This is a genomic window from Desulfofundulus salinus (genome assembly GCF_003627965.1).
GTDB lineage: Bacteria > Bacillota > Desulfotomaculia > Desulfotomaculales > Desulfovirgulaceae > Desulfofundulus > Desulfofundulus salinus.
This window is the reverse complement of sequence record NZ_RBWE01000001.1, coordinates 1,583,911-1,601,915: the sequence shown is the minus strand read 5'-3', so window position 1 is coordinate 1,601,915 and position 18,005 is coordinate 1,583,911. Positions and strand designations below refer to the sequence as shown.

Here is an 18,005-nt window from a genome sequence, read left to right as displayed (position 1 = left end):
AGAGCACTCGTCCTTACCGCCAGAAAACTGGTCCGGCTGGTTTTTGCTTTGCTGCGCTCAAACCAGCTTTATACGCCTAGGAAAAGGGGTGATTGATCGCCTCCTTTAAGTGTGACCACTGCAGGTAATGCCCAGATATTGTCAGTTTCTGGGCCTGGTTTGTTATTGCCTTTTTATGGCTTAACCCTAAAAATTTTTTCCAATTCCCCTTCAAAAAGTGCTTGACTTTTTACCGCTGCGCTTTAATTGCCCGTCTGCTGCTTCCAGGACCTCTATTACTTCAACGGCACTTCTGCCGTCTGAAAGGGGGCTTATCCGCCTTTCCAGGCATTCCAGGAAATGCCGGCATTCCAGCAAAAGGGGTTCTTCGCTCCCCCGGAAGACCACTTCACTGCCCCCGTCGTGATGCTGCAGGTCGGGTGCCACCCGTTTCTTGTGCAGGACCACTTCCTGCTCCAGCTCATCATAAGTAAGCATAGCTTCCGAACCAACTATAGTGAGGCGGCGCCTGGTTTCCGGCCACAACCAGCTGATATGGAGATGGGCCTGCACTACGCCGGCAAACCGGAGGTGCAGATGTACATCATCTTCGATGTTTTCCTGTAAGAAGCGCTGGCCAGCGGCCCTGACTTCCTGCGGTTTTTCCCCTACCAGGTAGAGGAGTACGGCTATGTCGTGCACGCCGAAGCTCCACAGGACGTTCTCCACTGCCCGCACCCGGCCCAGTTTGAGCCGTTCCTGGGCCAGGAAGGCCACCTTCCCTATGGCTCCGGAATCTATATAGTTCTTTATCCAGCGGATGGCCGGCTGGTAAAGGAGCAGGTGCCCGGCCATGAGAATACGGTTTTGCTTTTCGGCTAATTCCACCAGTTCTTCGGCTTCGGCTTTTGATAATGCCAGGGGTTTTTCCACGAATACGTCCTTGCCAGCCAGCAGGGCCTCCCGGGCTATCCGGTAGTGCGTGTGTGCCGGAGTGGCGATGGCTACGGCGGGAATGTCCTTTTCCAGGAGATCCCGGTAGCCGTCATGAAAAGAAACGCCGGGGTATTCGGCGGACAGTTTGTGCCTTATGTCCGGGTTTATTTCTGCCACCGCGGCGAGCTCGCCCAGGCGGTAAAATTTTTTGACCAGATTCCTGCCCCAGTTGCCCGCTCCTATTACTCCCACTTTCATAAGAGCGTGATCCTTTCCCTGTTGTCTTTAACGTGGCGCGTGGCGTTGCGGGTATCCAGGACGTGCCTGGCTGTCTCCACCACCCGGTTATAGTCGATATGCGAATGGTCGGTGACGATGATGACCAGGTCGCTTTCACGCAGCACTTTTTCAGTAAGGGGCACCGAGGCCATCTTTAGATCCCGGTCGTTAATAAACGGTACCAGATCGTCGTGATACAGCACCCGGGCGCCGTCCTTCCGCAGCAGCCTGATTATTTCCAGGGCCGGTGATTCGCGGTGGTCGGCGATGTCTTTTTTATAGGCCATACCCAGAACCAGTATTTGAGCCCTGGAGGACGGAATTCCCAGGCGGTTTAAGATCCGCAGCGCTTTCTGCCGCACAAATTCCGGCATCCTCCGGTTTATTTCCCCGGCCAGGGCAATGAAGTGGGTGTTGAAATTCAGCTCCTTGGCTTTCCACTCCAGGTAGTGGGGGTCGATGGGTATGCAGTGGCCACCCACACCCGGGCCCGGGTAAAAGGGCATGATGCCAAAGGGCTTCGTAAAGGCAGCATCCAGCACTTCCCACACATTGAGCTCCATTCGGTCGCAGAGCATGGCCAGCTCGTTCACCAGGGCTATGTTTACGGCACGGAAGGTGTTCTCAAAGACTTTCACCAGTTCGGCAGCCCGCGCACTGGACACGGGCACTACCTTTGTTACTGTCTGGCTGTAAAATGTTACACCTACTTCCAGTGAATTAGGTCCTATACCTCCCACAACCTTGGAGGTATTTCTCGTGGTATATCGTCGGTTGCCGGGGTCGACCCGCTCGGGAGAATGAACCAGAAAAAAGTCTTCTTCTACTTTTAAGCCTGAAGTTTCAAGCAGAGGAAGCATAACTTCCTCGGTGGTTCCGGGATAGGTGGTGGATTCCAGGCTGATAAGTTGTCCGGGCCGAAGCCGGCGGGCCACTTCCCTGGTTACTTTCTCCACGTACTGGAGATCGGGCGTTAGGTTCTTGGTTAAAGGCGTTGGTACGCAAATAACGATAATATCCATTTCGGGTACGGTAGAAAAGTCCACAACTGCCGATAGCAGGCCTTTGTTTACCAGCGCTCTTAAATCTTCATCATTAACATCGGATATGTAATTTTGTCCCCGGTTCACTTTTTCGGCCCTCATGGGATTTTGCTCTATACCAATCACCCGGAATCCAACCCTGGCCTTTTCTACGGCAAAGGGCAGGCCTACATAACCCAACCCAATCACTCCAACTACGGCAGTATGCGTATTAATCTTTTGTAACAACTGGTCCTTCGGGGCTAAAATTTTCAGTTTCATATAGAATTTAATCCTCCAATTTGAGCGGGTTTCTGGAGATATATTCCAAACAAAACGCCATAAAGACCCCCACCATCAACCCCAGCATCCCGGCCAGGGCTACGTTGAGTTTCTTATTCGGCTTAACCGGGTAAACCGGTTCCCGGGCGCCGCGGATGACCTGTACGTCTTTCAATCCATTGATTTCTTTCTGCAGGGCGAGGTAACGGTCCAGGAGTTCGATGCGCTGGGACTCTTCGCTCTGGAGGTACTCCAGGGTGCGGGAACGGCGCAGGTCCTTTTCCACCGGCGAAATACCCGTGGTGGATTCGATGGCACTTAGAACCTCCCGTGTCTTTTTGATGTCCGCTTCAACCGAGGACAGACGGGTTCTCACCGCATCCAGCTGGCCGGCCAGCAGCTGCCTGTACTGCTGGTACGAAGCACTGCTCCGCTCTTTAAACAGCTCAACCATTTTTTCCACTATGGCCCTGCCTTCGGAACGGTTGGTGGTCTGTATGGAAATCTTAAGGAAGTTTGTGTCATTAACCGGCTCCACCTTGATGGTCTGCTTGAAGCCCCTGAATTTTTCCCGGGGAACGTCGAGCTTTAAAGCAGAGATGACGTTCAGCAACAATTCATCGCTGAGCAGGATTTCCCTGGCCGAAGCCTGGCTGGTATAGGTAGGGTCGGGAAAAACACCCAGAGCAATGATTGTGCTCACTTCATAGGTCGGCGGGATGATAAAGCTGACTGCCGCCGCGGCCAAAACAGCGGCCAGGAATATGCCCAGGATAAGTTTCCGCCTTTTCCACAGGATGAGGATCAAATCTCTCAGATCCAGTTCTTCTTCCAATTGTTTCATCCTCCTAAAGGGTCGGGACCGCCTTCAACCGTTCATAGGCCGCTTCCAGGTTTTTGTTTATCTGCCCGGCTTCCTTCACCAGCTTTTTCGCTTCCCCCGTTTTACCCTGCTTTTCTCTCACCAGGGCCAGCCAGAGGGATGCTTCGCCTTTCAACTGATTATCCTGCATTGCGGCCTGCAGGCTTTTTTCCGCTCCCGGCAGGTCGCCCAGCAGGTACCGGGCCTGCCCCATCCCCAGGTGCACCCCGGGCGTAACAGAGAGCATGGGGGCGTCTACCCAGAGCTTTTTCTCCTCTTCCCCCAGCCCCGCCACCCGGGCCTGGATCATCTCCGGCACCTTCAGGGCTTGTTCCAGATACCGGCGGGCGGCGTCTTTATTCCCCGCCTGCAGCTCACCCCGGCCGGCGGCAGCGCAGGTGGCGGCCAGAGTTTCGTACCAGGCGATCTGGTACGGTGCCAGCTCTACTGCCCGGAGGGCGTAGCTTACAGCATCCTGGTACCTGCCGGCGGCCAGGGATGCCCGGGCGAGATCGGCCTGGCGGCCGGCGCTGTAGCGGCTCAGGGCGGCAGACCGGCGGGCCTCCTCCAGGGCCTGCTGTGGCTTGCCCATACTCAGGTAAATGCGCATCAGGACGGTATGGTAGTCGGCATTGAAAGGATTATAAGCGGCTGCCTTCTGCATGGCGGCCAGGCCCTGCCGGACGTTTCCCTGCTGCAGGTATCCGGCTGCCTGGGTGGCATAGCTGTTGGCAGAGGCCAGGAAGAAGGCAAAAAGGAACACTATGGCGCCGGCAGCGGTGGCTGCGGCCAGGGCTACGGGGTTTGAGGGCCGAATGCCACCTTTTTTTGCTGCTTGCAGTTTATTGCTTGGAACTTGAGCACGATTATAACCTGAAACCCTGGCGCAGGCAAAGAGAGTCCACAGGACCAGGGTGAGGGCGGACAGGGACAGGTCGAAGTCAACTGCTGCGTGCAGGCCCACGGCCAGGGCTCCGGTGGTTACGGCCCAGGACATGGCCCGGCTGGTACTGCTGGCGGGCGCGCTCCAGTACGCCCGGTGGGCGGCCCACAGGAAGGAGGCCCAGATGCCCAGCAGCACCAGTAATCCCACGACACCCGTTTCCACGGCCACCTGGAAGTAGTGGCTGTGCACTTCGTTGGAGTTGTACAGGTAGCCCTGGTAGGCCCGGTAGGCCTCTTCCCAGCCGCCGCCCCCCCAGCCCAGAACGGGGCGGTCTTTAATCATGGCCAGGGCGTCCTGCACAAAGTAGGTGCGTTCAAAGGCGTTGCGCAGGTAGGTAAAGCTTGTCACCTTTTCCAGTACCTGATGGTGTGTGGTCAACACCGCCGTGCCTGCAATCAAACAGGCGATCACTATAGAAGCCAAACCCGCATTCACCCGTTTTTTATCTTCCAGCCACGGGGATAAAGAGCGTTTTCCGGCAAAGGCGTAAACCCACTGCCCGGCCAGCACCAGAGTCAGCCCGCCCAAGATCCAGAGCCAGGCCGTTCCCATCTGCTTGGCCATGGCCGCCGCGATGAACTTATGGGATGTAGTATAACCCAGGCCGCCCACATACAGCGCATGCAGCAGTACGGGCAGCCGTTTTTGCCAGTGCAGCCCGATCAGGTAGAGCAGGAACACCGCCCCGGTAATGAGCAGGCCGCCGCGGGATCTGGTGCCGAAGAGCACGGCCAGGAGGATGAAGTTGGCCGCGGCGTAAAAATACCCGTACGGCCGGCATTCCAGCAGGCGCCGGGGCAGGGTTTTGAGCAGCACCCGGTCAGTGATGCTTTCACCCACGGTGCGGGAACCATAGTGCGCCCAGAAGAACAGCCCCAGGAAGCCCGCCAGGGCCAGGTAGCTGGCCAGGGCGTTGGGGTACTGGAAGGTGGAATAAATGCGCCCGTTTAGAAAACCGTCCTTTATATATACCAGACCGGTGGCCGTGAAGAGACCGGCCAATGCTACACCGGCGGCAGCCAGGTAAATAACATGCAGCAGCCGGCCGGCATCTTCTTCCCGCTCCACCACCTGAACGGCCACCCAGTAGGCCAGGAAATACAGGATGTTCTTGACAATTTCGTCCACGGCCAGGCCGTAGTTAACCGCCCCGAAGGCGGCAATAATGTACACCAGCGGCAGGGCCAGGGTGAAATAGTCCAGCGGGTGCGATAGAAAGCTGTAATCCCGCCATCCGTGCTTCCAGAGCCAGGTGAACCAGAAGATTACCGCCGCGCCCATCAGGGCCAGTTCCTGCTCGGGAGGAAAGAAGAGCCCCCGGAAAAAGGGTGGGAAAAAGAGCAGCGCCGCCAGTCCCCAAAAGGCGACCTGGTAGGTCCAGGGGCGGGCAGCCGCCGTCATTGCAGCCAGTTCCCTTGTGCGATTTACCCGGGGGGGTGTGGCAGTTGCTTTGGCCATGGTCCAGCTCCTTTGTGTTACAAAATTTTGTCAGGACTCTTAAGGCACAAATTACAGCATTCTACAATAATTCCGTAATTCCTCCTTTTTTATTGTAAAATCTTCCTGCAGAAAAGTACATTCGATCCGTTTACTTTTCAAGGCGGGGTTTCTACCCGCCTTGGTTAATCAATATCGCGTTCCCAGCTGTTCCACCCGCTCTTTCGGGCTGATGATGCTGGTGATGCGCACACCGAAGTTCTCGTTTACCACTACCACTTCCCCCCGGGCCACCAGGGTGCCGTTCACCAGCACTTCCACCGGTTCATCCACCAGGGAAGAAAGTTCCACAATGGCTCCCGGAGTCAGGCTCAGTACCTCTTTAATCGGCCGCCGGGTGCGGCCCAGGACTACACTGACCTTTAAGGGGATGTCCAGCAACAGCTCCAGTTTGCGCTGTTCCTCTTCGCTTAAGGTGCCGAAAGTACGCCTTTCATCGCCCCCAGGCGGTGCCCCCACAGCCCTTGCCGGGGGTGGTTCCGCCCGGGCAGCCGCCGGCTGTGGTTCAGGGGGCGGGACGGCCTCCTGCTCTCCGGCTGCCGGTTCCGGTGCGGGAGCTGTCGTCTGGGCCATCAGCTGCTCCAGAAGCATGGCGGCCTCCTCTTTGGCCGTCTCCAGGCTCATGATCTGCATGATCTCCGTATCCACCAGATCGCCGATGGTCATCTTGAAGGAAACCACGACAATGGGGTCTTCGGTGGGCAGCCGGTAACCGGCCCCTCCTTCGGACACCTCCAGTACCGTGGTCTGGGGCGGGGAGATGTTGATGGTACGGCGGAAGATGGTGGCCAGAGAGGTGGAGGCCGTGCCGATCATCTGGTTCATGGCTTCCGATGCGGCTGAAAGCTCCAGTTCGGAAATCTGCTCGGCCACGTTGGTGCCGTCGCCGCCCATCATCAAATCGGCCATGACCATGGCGTCCTTTAACTGGATGATGAGCACGTTGAACCCCTTGAGCCCTTCCTTAAACTCCACCTGAATGATTACATAGGGCACCTTGAAGGTGGAAAAAAACTCCTCCTGGGTGCAGGTTACTACCCGGGGACTGGTAATGGTTACTTTCTGGCTCAGCAGTTCGGACAGGGTGGTGGCTGCCGACCCCATGGAAATGTTTCCGATCTCCCCCAGGGCGTCCCTTTCTTCGGGGGTCAGGTCCACCGCCGGCCTGCAGCCTGCGGTGGGCGCTTCACCCGCTGCCTGGCTGGCGCCAGCCGGCTCCCCGGGTGCCGGTTCTGGAGTTTCCCCGGGGCCGTCTGCCGGGACCTCCACTTCCAGGGCAGGCGCGGCCGTGGCCGCCACCTCATCCGCCGCTTCCGGCGCAGGTTCTCCGGCAGCAGCTTTTAACAGGGCGTCTATTTCTTCCTGACTTAAAAACTGATTGTTATCGGCACCATTCATTTCCTCCCCGAAAAGCGATACCACCTGCACCGCCATATTCTGTCCCACCCGGCCGGCCTGCACTCCAAACTTGCGCTCCCCTTCCACGTATAGGTCCAGGTCCTGGTTTAGATGGCGGTTTAGCACTATCACGTCTCCTTCCTGCAGCTGCAGCAATTCATATACGGTGATTTCCGTTTCCCCCAGGACCACCTGTAGTTCCACCCGGGAAAAGCCCAGCCAGTAGCTTAGCCGCTCCTGATCCTCGGGGCGGGGGCCCCCCACCTGGCGGCTGAACTGCTGGCGCACCGAAAGCCGGGATATCACCGGCTCCATCAATATGTACGGCAGGCACAGGTTGATAAAACCCCGCTCTTCTTCGTTAATGGATACGGCAAAGGTGATCAGGGCCACCACTTCATTGGGTGAGTACAGCTGCTGCATTCTGGGGTTGGTTTCGATGGCCTGGACTTCCGGTTCTACCATATAAAAATCATGCCAGGCCTGGGCCAGGTGCTCCAGAATGCGTTCTACCAGCCGTTTTACCACCGTCACCTCGATCTCGGTCAGTTCCCGCACCTGATCCGTGGAGGTACCCGGCCCGCCGAAAAGCAGGTCCAGCATGGGGAAAACCACCTGGGTGTTGATTTCCATCAGTGCCGAACCTTCAAGGGGGTTCAAACTGAAAACGGCCAGGGCCGTAGGGCTGGGAATGGAGCGGATGAATTCTTCATAGATTATCTGCCCCACCGAAGCCAGTTCCACGCTGGCCGCGGCCCGCAGGTAGCCGGAAAGAAAACTGGACAAAAGCCGGGCAAAATGCTGGTGCAGCATTTCCAGGGTGCGCAGGTGTTCTTTGGAAAACTTGTTCGGCCGGCGGAAGTCGTAGGATTTTACCGCGGGAGCCGGGGGCTTCTTTGCCTCCTCCAGGCTCAGTTCACCGGAGGTGAGGGCCGCCAGAAGGGAATCTATTTCCCCCTGGCTCAGGACTTCCTGCATTCAACACGCCTCCTTATGGTATTACTTGCGGGAACGGGACAGCACCCGCTCAATGGCCTGCAGGAGACGGTCCTGCTGGAAAGGCTTGACGACGAAATCCCTGGCCCCGGCCTGGATGGCGTCCATGACCATGGCCTGCTGGCCCATGGCGCTGCACATGATGATGTTGGCGTTGGGATCGACGGCCCGGATGGCCTTCACCGCCTCAATGCCGTCCATCTCGGGCATGGTGATGTCCATGGTGACCACGTCGGGTTTTAATTCTACATACATTTCTACGGCCTGCTTACCGTTTTCTGCTTCCCCCGCCACTTCATAGCCGTTTTTGGTAACGATGTTTTTAATCATCATGCGCATGAAGGCGGCGTCGTCCACCACCAGGATCCTTTTACCCAATGCTGTTTCCCCCTCACATATTTTAAGAGCTCTGCCCTTCGTTGAAACCGAGAGCGGCCATCAGCCGGTCGATGGCACCCGGTTCGGTGAGCAGGAAAAAGTGCCCTTTAATCAATGTTTCCTCATCGTGGAATAGCTCGGTTTCAATAACCAGCACCTGGTCTTCCACCCTGCCGGCGGCCACCATCAGGGAAGTCAGAACCGCCCCCAGCATGTCGAAGGCAAACAACGGCACGGTTGTGACCATGTTCAGGCCGGTCATCATGCTGATGGCACTGACAAAGGAACCGGTGAGTACGTTGCCGATTTCCTTAATTGCAGACTGGGCCATTTCGTCCAGTTCCCCGGTCGTCCCCACCGGCAGCCCCATGAGCATGTCCACCAGGTGGAGGGTGCTTTCCCCGTCAAAAATATATAAGACTATTCCCGGCGCATCGCCCAGCACCCGCAGGCTCACGCACCCCACCAGCTCCTCGTAGCCCCCCACCAGCTCAATCATTTCTTCAAAGGGCAGAAAGCTGCTGCGGGGCACGCGCATGTTCACCCGCCGGTTAATCAGCTGGGCGAGGGAAGTTACGGCGTTGCCCAGCCCGATATTGCCGATTTCTTTAAGGGCGTCCAGTTCCACCGGTGAAAGATGCCTGTAGCTCAAAAGCCCCCCCCCTTTGACCGCCGCTTGCGGTAAAAACAGGTGCGCAATTTTTCCAGCCCCAGTTCCTGATAATTAAAAATCATCTCGCTTCCTCCAATAAACAGTACCCCTCCCGGGGCCAGGGCCCGGGCAAGTTTCTCGTTCAGCCTGTCCTGGGCTTCCCGGGTGAAATAAATGGTTACGTTGCGGCACAGGATCAGGTCATAGCCCTGGCCGAAGGGATCGTTCAGCAGGTCGTGGCGCCGGAAGGCCACCCGCCGGCGGATATTTTCATTAATGATAAAAGAACCATTTTCCCGGGTGAAAAACCGGGCCAGCCGCTGCGGGCTTACGTTGCGTACAACCTCGGGAGGATACCGGCCTTCCTTTGCTTTGACCAGGATGTTTTGATCTATATCCGTAGCCTCCAGGTGGTGCGGGTGTCCCGGGGTAAGTTCATCCAGGATGATGGCCACCGAGTAAGGCTCGGCGCCCGCCGCGCAGGCGGCGCTCCATATTTTCAGCGTTCTTTTTTCTTTTAAAAGGGCGGGTAAAATAACGCTTTCCAGCTCCCGGAACCTTTCCGGGTCCCGGAAAAATTCCGACACGTTTATGGTTAGATAATCCAGAAATGACTGGTAGGCTCCGGGGTCGTTTTTGAGACTATGGAACAAAGCGCCGTAGTCAGGAAGATGGCGCCGCAGCAGATAGGCATCCAGGCGCCTTTTCAACTGGGTTTCCTTATAGCTGTTCAGGTCCAGGCGAAAGTGCTGGCGTATCATTTCCTTGAACCGGGCAAAATCCATTTCAGATCACCTTCAATTTGCTCCCCAGCATACGGATGCTCACCTTGCCGTTGCTGGTGTCGAAAATCATGGTCCGTCCCCGGTTGCCTCCCACTTCTTCCGCCAGGATGGGAATACCTGCGTCCTTTAGCAACGCCCGGGCTTTTTCCACATTGCGCTGCCCGATATTCAAAACCATTTTGTTGTCCAGGCCGGAGAACATCTGGGCCCCCCCCACCAGCTTGGCCTGCAGGCGGGACAATTGGGCGCCGCGTTTTTTCATTTCGTCGATCAGTAGCGGTATACCCAGGTCTGCAAATTTCGCCGGCTTGGTGACGTTGCTGAACTGGGTGCTGTCGGGGAGCATCAGGTGTAAAAGCCCGCCCAGTTTGAGCACGGGATCGTAGAGGCTGACTCCCACGCAGGAACCCAGGCCCAGGGTAATCAGCCGGGCCGGGTCCCTGCCGATTTTATAGTCGGCTATGCCGACCTGTATTTCCACAGGGTCGCTGGCGGCTTTGGCCGGCTCCATTCCATTCCTCCTTTTTAGACTGCCTGCCGGGGTTTTTCGGCTGCCCCGGGCCGGCTACCCCTTTTATTTGCGCAGGTTGTTGGCCATACTCCATATTTCATCGGCCGAGCTGATTACCCGTAAATTCAGCTGGTAGGCGCGCTGGGCTTCAATAAGGCCGGTTAACTCTATCGCCAGGTCTGCGTTGGAGGTCTCCAAACAGCCCTGGATTAAAGTACCCGCGCCGCCGGTCCCCGGGTAATATTCCGCCGCTTCGCCGCTGGCTGCCGTGGGCAGGTAAAGGTTTTCCCCCCGGGCGGCAAGACCCGCCGGATTGGTGAAGGAGTAAAGGGTGAGCCGGCCCACCTCTTCCTGTTGCCGATCACTGTTTATTATCGTCACCCGCCCGTCGGAATGAAGGGTGACGGACTGATATCCGGGGGGCAAAATTATTTCCGGTTCCAGGGGATAACCCTGTTCAGTGCTCAGGCGCCCGTCAGAACTCACGGTAAACCTGCCATTTCTGGTGTAGGCGTATTCGCCGCCGGGCAGTTGCACCCGGAAAAAGCCTTTACCCTGGATGGCCACGTCGAGTGGCCGTCCGGTCCGGATCAAACTGCCGGGTCGAAAATCCCGGGAGATTGCGGCCGCCCGCACACCGCCTCCCTCCGGGGGCGTGGGGCCGGGGGTGTTTGCTCCCGGCGCAGTTTGTCTTTCGGCGGGGATACCCTCGCGACCCATTTCCTGGTAGAGCAGGTCGGCAAAGCTAACCCCCTGTTTTTTGTAGGCTTGCGTGTTGATGTTGGCCAGATTGTTGGCACAGGTGTCCAGGCAGATCTGCTGGGCGGCCAGCCCCGCAGCACCGGTCGAAAGGGCTCGCAGCATGGGATGATCACCTCATTAGGATATGTCTTATCGCCCGGGCAGCAGGTCGTTTCCATGTTAAGGAGCGGCGTTACCGCAGCGCTCCCACCCGGTTGACCGCCAGGTCCAGAAGCTGATCCTGGGCCTGCAGGATGCGCTGGTTGGCCTCGTAGGAACGGATGGCGCTGACCAGCTGCACCATGGAAGCGGCGGGATCCACATTGGCTCCTTCGAGATAGCCCTGGCGCACTTCGGGATTGGCCGCCGGCTGGGCGCTACCGGCCGGAGCGGTGTAGTAGTTGTCTCCGGTTTTGGCCAGCAGGTTGAGATCGGCAAATTGTACAATACGAAGGCGGCCTATTGTTCCCTGGCCGGGCAGAATAACTTCTCCCCCGGCAGTTATGTGGAAATCGTCGTTTTCCACCTGCACCGGGCCGGTTTCCCCCAGCACCCGGTTGCCCCGGGAGTCCACCAGGTAGCCCTCGCCGTCTATCGCCAGGTCGCCGTCCCGGGTGTAACGTTCCCCCTGTGGTGTTTGAACCACCAGAAATGTATTGGCGGTGGCCAGGGCCAGGTGGGTGTTTTTGCCCGTCGGTTTCAGGGAACCGGGGGAAAAATTGGTTACCACCCGGGTGACGGCCACGCCCTGGTTGGTTACGCCCACATAGCGCCAGCGGGGCCCGATTGCCGCGGGTCCCCGGTCCTGCTGTTCCACCAGCAGGAGTTCGGGAAAAGGTTTTTGAATGACGCCGTCTGCCTTGAAGCCGCTGGTGGAGGCGTTGGCCAGGTTGTTGGCCAGCACGTCCAGCCGGGCCTGCTGCACGCCCAGGCCGGAGGCGGCCGTATAAATGCCACGGATCATGATCAGGGTTCCCCCTTTCAGCTCAGTTCCGCCAGCTTCTTGCGCAGGCGGTTGATGGCCCGGCTGTGCAGCTGGCAGACCCTTGATTCGGAAACCTCCAGCACGGCCCCGATTTCCTTTAAAGTAAGCCCCTCCTGGTAGTACAGGGCCAGCACCAGCCGGTCCTTTTCCGGCAGGCTGGCCACGGCACGGGCCAGAAGTTCCTTGTTTTCCTCCTCGGTGATGCGGTCCAGGGGGTCGGGGCTGGTTTCGTCGGGCAGCAGGTCCCCCAGCCGGACGGGCTCACCGTTGCCCGCGGCCACCATTTCATCCAGGGAAAGGGTGAACAGTCGGTACAGCTGGTTGTCCAGGTAGTGCACTTCGGCCTGGGAAATACCCATTTCCTGCGCCACTGCCTCCATGGATACCTTTTCCTGGTGCATGTTTTCCAGCCTCTCCCGGGTGGCCCTGAGCCGCTGCAGCTTGTACCACAGGGTACGGGGCATCCAGTTGGCCCGGCGTACTTCGTCCAGCATGGCTCCCCGCACCCGGATACTGGCGTAGGCTTCAAAATCGCACCCCATGTCGGGGTCGAATTTGTCGATTGCTTCTATTAATCCAAAAATACCACAGCTTTCCAGGTCCTCCTGGCTCATGCACGCAGGCAGCTTGACGGCCAGCCGGCCGGCCAGGTACTTGACCAGCCAGAGATAAGACAGGATGAGCTGGTGGCGGATTTCCGGGCTCTTCGTTCGCTTGTACTCCTGCCAGAGCTTTTCCTTATTATCCACGCTCTCACATCCTGGTGAGCCGGACATGTTCGGCCATGCACTGGAAAATGTAGCGCATGATCAGATCCTGCTGGGCGGTTGTAATATCCACAAACTCCAGGGCCACGTGGTATTTTGACTTTTCCCTTTCCTGAAGACGCACCACCCGGCCCCGGAGTTCCATCTTCCGGGCACCGGTGCGCAGGGGCAGGTTGAACTCCACCAGCAGTTCCCTGCCGGGCAGGACCGGTTCGTCCATGGCCAGAAGCATACCCCCGCCGCTGATGTCCACCGTAAAGGCTTTTTTGTACCGGGGGCGGCGGTTTTTCTCCGGAGGATGGGCGTAGTGGACATCGAGGAGAGTCTTCAGACGCACGTGCTGGCGCTGCTGCACCCGCTGGCAATCTCCCGTGGGAGCCAGGCGGTAAAGGGGTATGGCTTCTATGGTACGCCCCAGGCAGCGGGCGGGGAAAATGAAGCTGGCATTTTCGTCGAAAAAACGGACCTTTACATTATCGCCCGGCGTCAGGACAAGCACATCCCCCCGCAGGCGGGGCAGGGCGATGTGCAGTTCACCGCCTTTGATGTCCTGGATGGTGGAGGCGTACCAGTCCCTTTCCCCCTCCCGGGCCACCTGTATCTTTTGATTTATCTTTAACTGGTCCAACAATATGTTTGCCCCCCCATAATTTCCTTAACGGTCAAATAGCCTGGCCAGGCGCTGCACAAAACCCCGTAATCCCGGCCGGGGCGGTTCCTCCCGGGACCCGCCGCCGGTGAGGCAGCGGGCCATGGCGGCTACACTTCTGGCGGGCTGGGAGCGGGGCTCCGCCAGGTAAAAAGGCCTCTGGTTCCGCACGGCCCGGATCACCGCCCGGTCCTCATTAATGGCACCCAGGTAGACGACCGGCAGGCCCAGAAAACGGCCGGCCACCGTTTCCACCCGGCGGACCGTGGCCAGGGCCTCCTGTTCGCTGCCGGCCCGGTTGACTGCAAGCAGGACCTCCCGGTGTACCTTGAAGCGGGCCAGTACCTTGATCAGGCTGTAACCGTCCATGAGAGAGGTGGGTTCAGGGGTAATGACCACGATTACTTCCCCGGCGGCGGCCAGAAAGCCCAGCACATTTTTGGAAAGACCCGCCCCGGTATCGATGAGAATGAAATCGGCCAGGTTATCCAAAAGGGCCAGGGATGAAAGCAGCCTTTGCCAGCGGGCCCGGTCCAGGTTGGCCAGTTCCAGAAAACCGGAACCGCCGGAAATGAACTGCACTCCTCCCGGAGCGGGCACCAGCACTTCCCTGATATCCCGGTCCCTGTAGAGGCAGTCGTAGAGGGTACAGGGAGGGCTTATTCCCAGGAGCACTTCCACATTGGCCAGGCCCAGGTCGGCGTCCAGGATAATCACCCGCTGGTTTAAAGCGGCCAGGGCCAGCCCCAGGTTTACCGTCAGGTTGCTTTTGCCCACCCCACCTTTGCCGCTGGTGACGGCGATGACCCGGGCCACGGCAGTCCGGGACTCCGCTGGCGGAACCACGTCTTCATCCGGGTTGACGCCTGCCGGGGGGCTGTCACCCGGGACGCGGCCAAAGATGCGCCCCCCCTTAACCCCGGAAGCCCGCCCCCACATTATTTTCGACCCCCTCCAGGAGAAGGGCGGCCAGCCGCTGGGGGGTCATGCCGGAAATATCGTCGGGGACATTCTGCCCGCCGGTAACGTAGGCCAGTGGACGGCGCATCTGGTGGATCAGGTTTAACGCCCCTCCCCGGGTCTGGGTTTCATCCAGCTTGGTGAAAATGAAATCCGAATATCCCACCCGGGCAAATTCCCGGGCCATATGTAAAAGATCCCGGTTGCGGGTGGTGGCGCTCAGGACCAGGAAAATCCGGCGGGATGGCGGCAGGGCGTCCATAAACCCCTTTAACTTAAGCAGCTGGCTGGCATTACGGCAGGAAATACCCTCGGTATCGATGAAAACGGCCTCCTTGTCTTGATGGGCTTCCACTGCCGATGCCAGTTCCGCCGGGGTCATCACCACTTCCACCGGCACGTCAATCGTCTGGCCGTAAAATTTCAGTTCTTCCACCACCCCGAAGCGGTGGCTGTACACGGCGATCAGCGCTATTTTTTTCTGGTCGAAAAGGGCCTGTCTGGTGGCCAGTTTGGCCAGGGTGGTGGTTTTGCCCACTCCCGTGGGGCCGATAAAGGCATGGATTCTGCCGCTGTGGTCCCGTTCAGAATAGACATCTTCCACCAGGGAGGCCACCCGTTTCTTTAACTGCAGCAGCAAAAAATCTTCGCTATCCCCGGCGGAATTGTTCGCCTCAAGACCATGCAGGAGGTCTTCCACCACTCTTTCCATCACTTCCATGTCCAGCAGGCGCCGGCGCCATCTTTCAAGAACGTCCCCGCCCATCATGGCTTCCTCCTGTTGTTTCAGGATTATATTAAAGGAGGTGGGATTGTTTTCCTCCTTTTCCGGTCCTGGATTTGCGGCTGCTTTTATACCGGGAGGTAATATTTGTCCGGCGTCAACTTTGTTGAAAGTGCTTTCTCCCGGGAACATCACCCCTTCCCTCCGGGTCCGCTGCACCCCCGGGGGCGTAGTCGAAGGTGGGGGAAACGTCCCGGGAGTTACTACTTCCCTTGTGGCAGGAGGTTCAGCTCCGGGCGGCCTTCCCGGAGGCAGTTCCGCCGGGGCGGGGGGCGCAGGCAGTTCGTCCAGGGCCGCGGTTACTTCCAGCTGCGGCGGGCGGAAAAAATCAAAAATGCTCTTCCTGGGCAGGCGGTAGCTGCCGATAATCACCGCATCGGGTCCCATGTCCTCCCTGATCAGGCGCATGGCTTCCTGCATTTCCCTGACGATATATTTTTTAATTTTCACTCCACAATCACCGTCCCCACCACTTCCACTTCGATACCGGGTGCGATTTCATTCACGGATAACACAGCCACTGCCGGCAGGCTGCGTTCAATCAAGCGCCGGAAGGGTAACCTTATCCGGGGAGAACAGAGCACCACCGGGGTCAGGCCCTTCAGGTTCATCTTTTCGGCCTGCTCCTGCAGCCTTTCCAGGATCTTTCTGGCCAGCCCGGGTTCCAGCACCGGGTAGGCCCCGATCTGGGTCTGCTGGATGGAATCCGTAATGGTTTGCTCCAGCCGGGGGTGCAGGGTGAGCACGGCCAGTTTGTTTTCGGGCGTCAGGTAGAGCCGGCTGATGGTGCGGGAAAGACGGCTGCGCACGTGTTCGGTAAGAAAATCGCTGTCCCGGTTTAAGCGGGCTCCATCGGCCAGGGCCTCGCAAATGGTCACCAGGTCTCTGATGGGCACCCTTTCCCGCAGGAGATTTTGCAGCACCTTCTGCACTTCGCCCAGGGTCAGCAGATCGGGAACCAGTTCTTCCACCACCGCCGGATCCTTCTCTTTAATGGCCTCCAGCAGTTCCTTCACTTCCTGGCGGCCCAGCAGCTCGTGGGCGTGGGCCTTGATGAATTCCGTCAGGTGGGTAACCATAACGGTAGAAGGATCCACCACCGTAAGCCCGGCCAGCTCCAGCCTTTCCTTTTCACCGGCCGGCACCCACCAGGCCGGTAGCCCGAAGGTGGGTTCATTGGTGGGTATGCCGGGTATACCGGTGGCCTGCCCCGTGGGGTCCATCACCAGGTAGTAGCCGGGCATCAATTCTCCACTGGCGGTTTGTTCCCCCCGGATTTTAAAGACATAGGCGTTAGGGGCCAGCTGCAGGTTGTCCCGGATACGGATGGGCCGCACGTAAATACCCATTTCTATGGCGCACTGCCGGCGCACTGCAGCCAGCCGGTGCAGCAGATCCCCGCCCTGGGACTCGTCGGTCAAAGGAATGAGGTTGTAGCCGATTTCAATTTGCAGGGGGTCCACCTGAAAGTATGTGGTCACGTTTTCCGGTTCCCGGCGGGTTTCCTGCACCTGCTGCCTGGCCCTGGCCTCCTGCCGGCGGGCCTCCTCCCTTTGCTTTTCCTGCACTAAGGTTCTTCCGGCGACGAAACTGATTCCCGACAGCAGGAGGAAAAGGATATTGGGCATGGCCGGGATGCATCCAAGCACGAAGAGGATCCCCGCCACCAGGTAGAGGATCCGGGGAAAACCGGTAAACTGCCGGGAGATGTCCGTGCCGAAGCTGGCATCGGAGGTGGCCCTGGTAACCAGGATGCCGGCAGCCGTGGAAATGAGCACCGAAGGCACCTGGGTCACCAGCCCGTCCCCGATGGTAAGCACGGTGAAGGTGCGCAGGGCTTCGGATACGGGCATGCCCATCTGCAGCGTGCCGATGGCGATACCCCCCAGGATGTTGATCAGGGTGATGATGATGCCGGCGATGGCGTCCCCCCGCACAAATTTGCTGGCACCGTCCATGGCGCCGTAAAAATCGGCCTCCCGCTGCAGCCTCCTGCGCCTTTCCCGGGCCTCGGCCTCGGTGATCAGCCCCGAGTTGAAGTCGGCGTCAATGCTCATCTGCTTGCCGGGCATGGCATCCAGGGTAAACCGGGCGGCCACCTCGGCCACCCGGCCGGCACCGCTGGTGATTACTACAAACTGGATCACGGTGATGATGATGAAAACTATGAATCCCACCACGTAGTTGCCCCCGGCCACAAAGTGTCCGAAGGCGTCGATGACGTTGCCCGCGTACCCCTGCCCCAGGATCAGCCGGGTGGAGGAGATGTTCAGGGCCAGCCGGTACAGGGTGGTTACCAGCAAAAGGGCCGGAAAGATGGAAAACTGCAGGGGCTCGGTGGTGAACATGGTAATCAGCAGGATCACCAGCCCCAGGGTGATGCTGATGGAAAGCAGTACGTCCAGGGCCCTGGGGGGCATGGGGATGATGATCATCAGCACGATGCCCACGATCAGGCCGGCGATAAGCAGGTCAGTGTTGCGTTTCAGTTGTGATCTCAAGGTTGTGCCGGGTGCGGGCACAGTTTGTCCCTCCTGTAAATGTTCAGTGAACCCGGTTGGGTGCGGCGCTGTCCTCGCTCACTCCAGTGCTTCGC

The 18,005-nt window shown here is 58.5% G+C and carries 16 protein-coding genes; all 16 read right to left on the bottom strand.

Going from position 1 to position 18,005, the window contains the following annotated elements:
* Positions 1–210: 210 nt before the first annotated feature.
* The 16 genes from D7024_RS08220 to flhA all read right to left on the bottom strand — a co-directional run bounded on the left by D7024_RS08220 (position 211) and on the right by flhA (position 17,844).
* A complete protein-coding gene (locus tag D7024_RS08220; RefSeq protein ID WP_121451351.1) occupies positions 211–1,173 on the bottom strand; it encodes a Gfo/Idh/MocA family protein in 963 nt (320 codons plus the stop codon).
* Complete coding sequence (locus tag D7024_RS08215) at positions 1,170–2,498, bottom strand: nucleotide sugar dehydrogenase (RefSeq protein WP_121451350.1); 1,329 nt, start codon at positions 2,496–2,498, stop codon at positions 1,170–1,172. Before D7024_RS08215 ends, D7024_RS08220 begins: the two co-directional genes overlap by 4 nt.
* 7 nt (positions 2,499–2,505) lie before the next feature.
* Complete coding sequence (locus D7024_RS08210; protein ID WP_121451349.1) at positions 2,506–3,342, bottom strand: Wzz/FepE/Etk N-terminal domain-containing protein; 837 nt, start codon at positions 3,340–3,342, stop codon at positions 2,506–2,508.
* Positions 3,343–3,346: 4 nt separating this feature from the next.
* The gene (locus D7024_RS08205; protein ID WP_121451348.1) at positions 3,347–5,764 is read right to left on the bottom strand and encodes an O-antigen ligase family protein; all 2,418 of its coding nucleotides are present in this window, start codon (positions 5,762–5,764) and stop codon (positions 3,347–3,349) included.
* Between the two features lie 168 nt (positions 5,765–5,932).
* Positions 5,933–8,179: a flagellar motor switch phosphatase FliY gene (fliY, locus tag D7024_RS15510; RefSeq protein ID WP_341466964.1), complete on the bottom strand. Its 2,247-nt coding sequence runs from the start codon at positions 8,177–8,179 to the stop codon at positions 5,933–5,935.
* A gap of 21 nt (positions 8,180–8,200) precedes the next feature.
* Entirely contained in the window at positions 8,201–8,575 is a 375-nt protein-coding gene (locus tag D7024_RS08195) for a response regulator (RefSeq protein ID WP_121451347.1), read from the bottom strand.
* A 22-nt stretch (positions 8,576–8,597) separates the two neighbouring features.
* Complete coding sequence (locus tag D7024_RS08190; RefSeq protein ID WP_121451346.1) at positions 8,598–9,227, bottom strand: chemotaxis protein CheC; 630 nt, start codon at positions 9,225–9,227, stop codon at positions 8,598–8,600.
* The gene (locus D7024_RS08185; protein ID WP_121451345.1) at positions 9,224–10,012 is read right to left on the bottom strand and encodes a CheR family methyltransferase; all 789 of its coding nucleotides are present in this window, start codon (positions 10,010–10,012) and stop codon (positions 9,224–9,226) included. The genes D7024_RS08190 and D7024_RS08185 overlap by 4 nt, the downstream gene beginning before the upstream one ends.
* Position 10,013: 1 nt before the next feature.
* Positions 10,014–10,523 (bottom strand): chemotaxis protein CheD, encoded by a 510-nt coding sequence (locus D7024_RS08180; RefSeq protein WP_121451344.1) that lies wholly within the window; start codon positions 10,521–10,523, stop codon positions 10,014–10,016.
* A 63-nt stretch (positions 10,524–10,586) separates the two neighbouring features.
* Entirely contained in the window at positions 10,587–11,387 is an 801-nt protein-coding gene (gene flgG / locus D7024_RS08175) for a flagellar basal-body rod protein FlgG (protein WP_121451343.1), read from the bottom strand.
* A gap of 70 nt (positions 11,388–11,457) precedes the next feature.
* Positions 11,458–12,228, bottom strand: coding sequence for a flagellar hook-basal body protein (locus tag D7024_RS08170; protein ID WP_121451342.1), 771 nt, complete (start codon positions 12,226–12,228; stop codon positions 11,458–11,460).
* Between the two features lie 17 nt (positions 12,229–12,245).
* Entirely contained in the window at positions 12,246–12,998 is a 753-nt protein-coding gene (locus tag D7024_RS08165; protein ID WP_121451341.1) for a FliA/WhiG family RNA polymerase sigma factor, read from the bottom strand.
* Positions 12,999–13,002: 4 nt separating this feature from the next.
* Entirely contained in the window at positions 13,003–13,647 is a 645-nt protein-coding gene (locus D7024_RS08160; protein WP_121451340.1) for a flagellar brake protein, read from the bottom strand.
* Between the two features lie 24 nt (positions 13,648–13,671).
* Positions 13,672–14,604, bottom strand: a complete 933-nt coding sequence (locus D7024_RS08155) for a MinD/ParA family protein (RefSeq protein ID WP_121451339.1) — start codon at positions 14,602–14,604, stop codon at positions 13,672–13,674.
* A complete protein-coding gene (locus tag D7024_RS08150) occupies positions 14,579–15,859 on the bottom strand; it encodes a flagellar biosynthesis protein FlhF (protein WP_121451338.1) in 1,281 nt (426 codons plus the stop codon). The genes D7024_RS08155 and D7024_RS08150 overlap by 26 nt, the downstream gene beginning before the upstream one ends.
* Positions 15,856–17,844, bottom strand: a complete 1,989-nt coding sequence (gene flhA / locus D7024_RS08145) for a flagellar biosynthesis protein FlhA (protein WP_435374072.1) — start codon at positions 17,842–17,844, stop codon at positions 15,856–15,858. The genes D7024_RS08150 and flhA overlap by 4 nt, the downstream gene beginning before the upstream one ends.
* Positions 17,845–18,005 lie beyond the last annotated feature (161 nt).